General features: G+C 71.9%; 3 protein-coding genes. 1 reads left to right on the top strand and 2 read right to left on the bottom strand.

Translation table 11 applies throughout. The annotated features are described in order from the left end of the window. On the bottom strand, positions 1-936 hold the full coding sequence (locus IE275_RS38480; protein ID WP_189717328.1) for a hypothetical protein: 936 nt from the start codon (positions 934-936) through the stop codon (positions 1-3). Further along, a complete protein-coding gene (locus IE275_RS38485; protein WP_189717329.1) occupies positions 933-2,015 on the bottom strand; it encodes a polyprenyl synthetase family protein in 1,083 nt (360 codons plus the stop codon). The genes IE275_RS38480 and IE275_RS38485 overlap by 4 nt, the downstream gene beginning before the upstream one ends. A gap of 726 nt (positions 2,016-2,741) precedes the next feature. On the opposite strand from IE275_RS38485, the gene IE275_RS38490 reads away from it, so the two are divergent. Further along, positions 2,742-7,556: type I polyketide synthase (locus IE275_RS38490; protein WP_189717330.1), on the top strand; the 4,815-nt coding region annotated here is incomplete at its 3' end.

Consider the following 7,556-nt stretch of genomic DNA (forward strand, 5'->3'; position numbering starts at 1 on the left):
TTACTGAATACGCGAGTTGACGTCGTTCACGGCCGCCCGGTACCGCTTGTTGCTGGTGGTCCAGACGAAGTTGCCGTAGATCAGGTCCATCAGGACGTCCCGGGTGACGGCGTCGAAGGACTTCACGCACTCCACGTCCTCGACGATGTCGTCCAGCCGCCGCTGGAAGAACTCCTCGAAGGCGGCCTGGTCCGACACGTCGCACAGCCGGAAGCAGTTGGTGATCTGCCCCAGCGACACCTCACGGTCGTAGGAGTAGAAGTCGTTGACGATGGCCAGGCCACGGGTGGTCATCCGGGCGGCCAGGCCCGACTTGGCGTGCTCCGTGAACTGGGCGTTCCGGTAGATCGGGTAGGACATCTTCATCCAGAAGTCCACGCCCACGTCGGTGACCCGGAACCGGAAGTACTGCTCCGGGGAGGTGGTGCAGAGCACCTCCTTGATGGGGGAGTCACGGAACATGTGGTCGCTGGTGACGAACGCGCGGGCGCCCTCGTAGGCGAACCAGGCGTCCTCCTCGCTGTAGTACTTCGCGCAGATCGCGCGGAGTTCGGGCAGGAAGACGTCGAAGTCGTGGAGCGCCGGATCCATGTCGTCCCACACGAAGGTGACGCAGTTCAGGATGCAGACGGCCTTGAAGGCCTCCATGTCCTGGATGTGGCGGGCGCTCTGCGACCACCGGACGACGTCCATGTAGGAGATCCAGCGTTCGTCGGAGACCGACTTCCCGAAGGGCGCCACCGCCGTGTTGCAGGCGTCGATGACCTCCCGCAGTTCGGCGTCCGTCATCGGGACCATCCGCGGGGCGTCCACGATGTGCCGCTCGAACACCTCGGCGAACCGGGCGGTGGCCGCCTTCCAGTGACGCATCATGCCGGGCAGCGCGGCGGCGCCGGGCAGCGTGGTGGTGCCGGGCGTGGAGATGTCCGTGGTCATGAGTTCCTCGCAGTGGCCATACGGGCGATTCGCTTCAGGGCGCCGACGGCGTCCGCGCCGAACGGTGCGTGGTCGAGCGCGTGCAGGGCCTGCCGCTGCCGGTCGTCGATCATCCGCTCGACGGTCTCCCGGGCACCGGTGGTCTCGAACAGCCCGCGGACGACGGCCGCGCCCTCCTCGTCGAGCAGCGGATCACCGAGCAGCCGGCGCAGCAGTGCCGTCTGGCCGGCGTCGGCCCCGCGCAGCGCGAGCGCGGTGAGCGTGGTGTTCTTCCCGGCCCGCAGGTCGTCGAGCCGGGACTTGCCGGTCACCGCCGGATCGCCGTACACCCCGAGCAGATCGTCACGGAGCTGGAAGGCCTCGCCGAGCGGCAGCGCGTACGCCGTGCAGGCCGCCATGGCCTCGGGGCCGGCGCCCGCGACGGCCGCGCCGACGTGCAGCGGGCGCTCGATGGTGTACTTCGCCGTCTTGTACCGGTAGACGTTCAGCGTGGCGTCGACGTCGTCGGTCAGACCGCCGGTGGCGTGCAGGTCCAGGTACTGGCCCAGCATCAGCTCGGTGCGCATCTGCGAGACGAGTGGCAGGACGGTGTCGCGCTGGACCGGCGCGAGCCCGGCGGAGTGCAGGAGTTCGTCGGACCAGGTGAGCGCGAGGTCACCGAGCAGGACCGCCGCGCTCATCCCGAACCACTCGACCTCGTCCGGTCCCCGGCAGGCGGCGTGGTGCGCGGCCAGTGTGCGGTGCAGGGTGGGGCGGCCGCGGCGGGTGTCGCTGAGATCCATGACGTCGTCGTGGATCAGCGCGAAGGCGTGGAACATCTCCAGACAGGCGGCGATACGGAACACCGACCCGGCGTCGTCGCCGCTGCCGCCGGCGGCCCGCCAGCCGGTCACGCAGAGCAGCGGGCGGATGCGTTTGCCGCCCGACAGGAAGTCGCGGACCAGCCCGGAGAGATACGGGAGCTGCGGCGCGGCCGCGGCCTCCTCCTTCTCCGTGAGAAAGTCGTCGAGTGCCGCGTCCACCGACCGGCGAATCGCCTCCGGTTCCAGGACGTCCAGACTGGCTAAGGGCGTGGACATAGGACTGAATTCCCCTTCTTCGGCATGATGTCGCTTTTCGGGAAGGGCCTTCTCAGGAATTTCCGCAGAATCGCGGAGGACGCTTCCGGTATCCACCGGGAGCTAAGAATGGGCATGACCGTGCACGGCTCGGCGCGGTGTCGCCAAGACCGGCTCAATATTGTGAAATGGGACGGGCGGGGCATCTCGGGAGAAGAGTTCCTGGGAACTCTCTGCCGGAGGGCGCGCTAAAGGCGCCGGCCGCCGACTATCGTCAGGTCATACCTCTTCGCAGCACAACGCGGTAAGCGCAGTTGTGTGCCCGCAAGAGTCTTCCAGCTGCCACTCGACTTTCCCCCGTCCGAGTCCGGCCAATCCTCTGTGGTGCGGCGCCAGTCTAGGCACATGATCCAGAGAATCGGAAGAGATCCCTCGACCGGCGGGCGTCCGACAGCGGTCCCGCACCCCGTCTCTTACCGGCCGCTTACCGGCGGGCGGGGTGCCATAAACATGGTTGCACCCCGCTGCCCGCTGAGGTACGTTCGGCTGAGTTGATCAACTTTTCCGGGCTGCGGCCATCCGTCCGGAACAGGTGGAGATCAGGTTATGCGCACACCATTCGGACCTTTGTGTGCGCTTATCGAGTCGGCGCTGAGTGCGGCCGACTTTCTGCTCGTGCGACTCCGGTTCTCTGCGCGGTGAGAGTCGGAGGGAGTGAGTTCAAGGCGTCGGGGGAAGGTGCCTCAATTGTTCAGTGGATCGGCCGCGTCGCGGGAGCATGCCGTCGACGGCTCGATAGCGGTGATCGGCATCGCCTGCCGGTTACCCGGAGCACGCACTCCAGGAGAATTCTGGCGTCTGCTGAGCGAGGGTGGTAATTCCGTCACATCGGTACCGCCCGGCCGCTGGGAACGCACCTCCGACACCGGCCGGGACACCGCACTCGACCACGGCTTTGACCACGGCGCCTTTCTCGACGGAACGGACCTGTTCGACGCCGGATTCTTCGGTGTCTCCCCCCGCGAGGCCGCGGCCATGGACCCCCAGCAGCGGCTGGTCCTCGAAATCGGCTGGGAGGTCCTCGAGGACGCGGGGCTGACCCCCGGCGACCTGACCGGACAGCGCACCGGGGTCTTCGTCGGCGCCATCGGCGACGACTACGCCACCCTGCTGCGACGGCACGGCACCCAGGCCGTGACCCACCACACGCTCACCGGCCTCCACCGCGGCATGATCGCCAACCGGCTCTCCTACCTGCTGGGCGCCCAGGGACCCAGCATGGTGATCGACTCCGGCCAGTCCTCCTCGCTCGTCGCCGTGCACGCGGCCTGCCAGAGCCTGCGCACCGGCGAGTGCGACACCGCCGTCGCCGGCGGCGTCCACCTCAACCTCGCCTTCGACGGCACCCTGAGCGCGGCCCGCTTCGGCGGACTCTCCCCGGACGGCCGCTGTTTCACCTTCGACGCCCGCGCCAACGGGTTCGTCCGCGGCGAGGGCGGCGGACTCGTCCTCCTCAAGCCCCTCGCCCGCGCGCTCGCCGACGGCGACCGGATCCACGGCGTCCTGCGCGGCAGCGCCGTCAACAACGACGGCGGCGGCGACACCCTGACCACCCCGACCCGGGGCGCCCAGACGGACGTGCTGCGCCGCGCCTGCGCCGCGGCCGGCGTCGCCCCCGCCGAGGTGCAGTACGTCGAACTCCACGGCACCGGCACGGCGGTCGGCGATCCCGTCGAGGCGGCCGCACTCGCCGAGGCCGTCGGCTCGGCGCACACCGGGGACCTCCCGCTGCACGTGGGGTCCGTGAAGACGAACGTCGGACACCTGGAGGGCGCGGCCGGCATCACCGGACTCATCAAGGTCCTGCTCGCCCTGCGGGCCCGCCGGCTGCCGCCCAGCCTCAACTTCCGCACCCCCCACCCCGCGATCCCGCTGGACGACTGGCACCTACGGGTGCAGACCGAGCTCTCGGACTGGCCGAGCCCCGCCGCGCCGCTGATCGCCGGGGTCTCGGCGTTCGGCGTCGGCGGGACCAACGCCCATGTGATCGTCGCCGAGGCACCCACGCCCGAGCACACCGAAGGCCCCGGGCCCCTGGCTCCCGCCGAGGCCTCGCCCCGGGTTCCCGCGGCGCTGCCCTGGGTCGTCTCCGCCCGCTCCCCGGACGGACTGCGCGGACAGGCCGCCCGGCTGCGCGACCTCGCCGCCGACGACGCCGCCTCCCTCACCGACGTCGGCTGGTCCCTCGCCACGCACCGGGCCGCCCTGGAGCACCGCGCGGTCGTGGTCGCCGGGGACCGCGAGGGCTTCCTGACCGGACTGACGGCGATCGCCGCCGGTGAACCCGCCGGGCACGTCGTCGAGGGCACGGTCCCCGGCGCGGCCGGCACCGGCACCGGCGTGGTGTTCGTGTTCCCCGGTCAAGGGGCGCAGTGGGTCGGGATGGCCGCCGAACTCCTGGACACCTCAGAGGTGTTCGCCGCCTCCGTCGAGGAGTGCGCCCGGGCGCTGGCCCCGCACACCGACTGGGATCTCCTCGCCGTACTCCGCGACACCACGGACGGCGCCGCGCTGACCCGCGTCGACGTCCTCCAGCCCGCCCTGTGGGCCGTGATGGTCTCGCTGGCCCGGGTGTGGCGCTCCCTCGGCGTGACGCCCGCCGCGGTCATCGGGCACTCGCAGGGCGAGATCGCCGCCGCCTGCGCGTCCGGTGCGCTGTCGCTCGACGACGGCGCCCGCCTGGTGGCCCTGCGCAGCCGGATCACCGGGCACCTGACGGACCGGGGCGGCATGGCCGTGCTGGACGCCTCCGCGGAGCGGGCGGCCGTTCTGCTCGGGGACCGGGACGACGTATGGGTCGCCGCGGTCAACAGCCCCGCCGCCACCGTCGTCGCGGGCAGCCCGGCAGGACTCGCCGAGGTCGTCGCCCGCGCGCGGGCGGCCGGCCACCGCACCCGGACCGTCGAGAGCGCCTACGCCTCGCACACCCCGCACGTCGAGCAGATCCGCGACGACTTCCTCCGCCAGGTGGCGTCCATCGCCCCGCGCGCCGCCGACGTGCCGATGTACTCGACCGTGACCGCGGGACCCGTCGCGGGCGAGTCACTGGACGCGGGCTACTGGTACCGCAACCTCCGGGAGCAGGTCCGCTTCCACGACACCGTCGAGGCCCTCGTCGAGGCGGGCCACACCCTCTTCCTGGAGGTCAGCCCGCACCCGGTGCTGACCAACGCGGTGCAGGAGACCGGCCACGCCGCCGGCACCACGGTGACCACCACCGGAACCCTGCGCCGGGACCAGGGCGGCGACCGGCAACTCCAGCTCTCCCTGGGTCACTTGTGGACCCACGGCGCCACTGTCGACTGGGCCGCGGTGTTCGCCGGCACGGGCGCGCGCCGGACCGACCTGCCGACCTACGCGTTCCAGCGCCGCCGACACTGGTTCACGACGTCCGCCGCCACGGAGCACGGCGCCGGCGCACCCGCCGCCTCGGCCCCGCCGGCCGCCTCGCCGGCCCCGGCAGAGGTCTCACCGGTCGGGGCGGACGCCCCGTCCGCCGCGCGGGACGTCGACGTCTCCCGTCAGATCCGCGCCCACGCCGCCGCCGTACTCGGCCACGCGACCGCCGACGACATCGACCCGTGGCGCACGTTCAAGGACCTCGGGTTCGACTCGATCATGCTCGGCGACCTGGGCAACCGGCTCACCACCGCACTCGGCACCCGGCTGACCACCTCCACGCTCTTCGACCATCCCACACCCGCCAGGCTCGCCGGCCATCTGACCGCCGGCCCTGACGACACCACGGCCCCGGCCGCCCGCCGGGCCCCGGACGCGGACGACGAAGCCGTCGCCATCATCGCGATGAGCTGCCGGCTGCCCGGCGGCGTCGAGTCCCCGGAGGACCTGTGGCGCCTGGTCGCCGACGGGCAGGACGCGATCAGCGCGTTCCCCGAGGACCGCGGCTGGGACCTGGCACGCCTGCGGGCCACGCAGGGCCCCGGCCGTACGGTCGCCGGGGGCGGTGGATTCCTCGACCGCGCGGCCGAGTTCGACGCCCGCTTCTTCGGCCTCTCCCCGCGCGAGGCCCTGGCGATGGACCCCCAGCAACGGCTGTTGCTGGAGACCTCCTGGGAACTGCTGGAACGCGCCGGCATCGAACCGGCCGCCCTGCGCTCCACCCCGACCGGCGTCTTCATCGGCACCATGGACCAGGAGTACGGACCCCGCCTGCACGAGGCGCCCGAAGCTCTCGACGGATACCTGCTCACCGGCAAGACCACGAGCGTCGCCTCCGGCCGTATCGCCTACACGCTGGGGCTGACCGGCCCCGCCATCACCCTGGACACGGCGTGCTCGTCCTCCCTCGTCGCCCTGCATCTCGCGGTGCAGTCGCTGCGAAGCGGGGAGTCCACGCTCGCGCTGGCCGGCGGAGTGACCGTCCTCAGCACACCAGGGATCTTCACCGAGTTCAGCCGCCAGGGCGGACTCTCCCACGACGGCCGTTGCAAGGCGTTCGCCGCGGCCGCCGACGGCACGGGCATGGCCGAGGGTGTGGGCATGCTGCTGGTGGAGCGGCTGTCCGACGCCCTGCGCAACGGTCATCAGGTGCTGGCGGTCGTCCGGGGTTCGGCCGTCAACCAGGACGGCGCGTCCAACGGCCTCACCGCACCCAGTGGCGTCTCCCAGCGGCAGGTGATCCGGCAGGCGCTGGCGGGTGCTGGGCTGACGGCGTCCGAGGTGGACGTGGTGGAGGCGCACGGTACGGGGACCTCGCTGGGTGATCCGATCGAGGCGCAGGCGTTGCTGGCCACGTACGGGCAGGACCGTCCGGACGGGCGGCCCGTGCTGCTGGGGTCGGTGAAGTCCAACATCGGTCACACCCAGGCGGCCGCCGGTGTGGCCGGGGTGATCAAGACCGTGATGGCCATGCGGCACGGCGTGGTGCCCGCCACCCTCCATGTCGACGAGCCGTCGCCACGCGTGAACTGGACCGCGGGCGCGGTGGAGTTGGTGACCGAGTCGACGGCCTGGCCGGAGGCGGGCCGGGCGCGGCGGGCGGCGGTGTCGTCCTTCGGGATCAGCGGGACCAACGCCCACGTGATCGTCGAGGAGGCCCCGCCGGCCGGTGTTCCCGCCGAGGCCGGTCCCCTGGGCGACCCCGTGGTGCGGGCCGACGGGGTCGTGCCGTGGGTGGTGTCGGCCCGCTCGGCTGCGGGGCTGCGGGCCCAGGCCGCACGACTGCGTGCCCTGGCCGAGGGGGAGACCCCGTCGGCCGCGATCGGCTGGTCGCTGGCCACACGACGGGCCGCGCTGGAGCACAGGGCGGTGTTGGTGGCCGGGGACCGGGACGAGTTCCTGGCCGGGCTGGAGGCGATCGCCTCGGGCGAGCCCGCCGGCTCTGTGGTGAGCGGAACGGTCGCGGGCGAGTCCGACACGGGTGTGGTGTTCGTGTTCCCCGGGCAGGGGGCGCAGTGGGTGGGGATGGCGGCCGAACTCCTGGACACCTCAACCGTGTTCGCCGAGTCGGTGGAGGCGTGTGCGCGGGCGTTGGCCCCGTTC

Source organism: Streptomyces phaeofaciens (assembly GCF_014648915.1).
In the GTDB taxonomy this organism is placed as follows: Bacteria; Actinomycetota; Actinomycetes; order Streptomycetales; family Streptomycetaceae; genus Streptomyces; species Streptomyces phaeofaciens.

Excerpts from the sequence above, each read along its gene's own strand:
- IE275_RS38480 (WP_189717328.1), bottom strand. The coding sequence starts at position 936 with ATGACCACGGACATCTCCACGCCCGGCACCACCACGCTGCCCGGCGCC.
- IE275_RS38485 (WP_189717329.1), bottom strand. The coding sequence starts at position 2,015 with ATGTCCACGCCCTTAGCCAGTCTGGACGTCCTGGAACCGGAGGCGATT.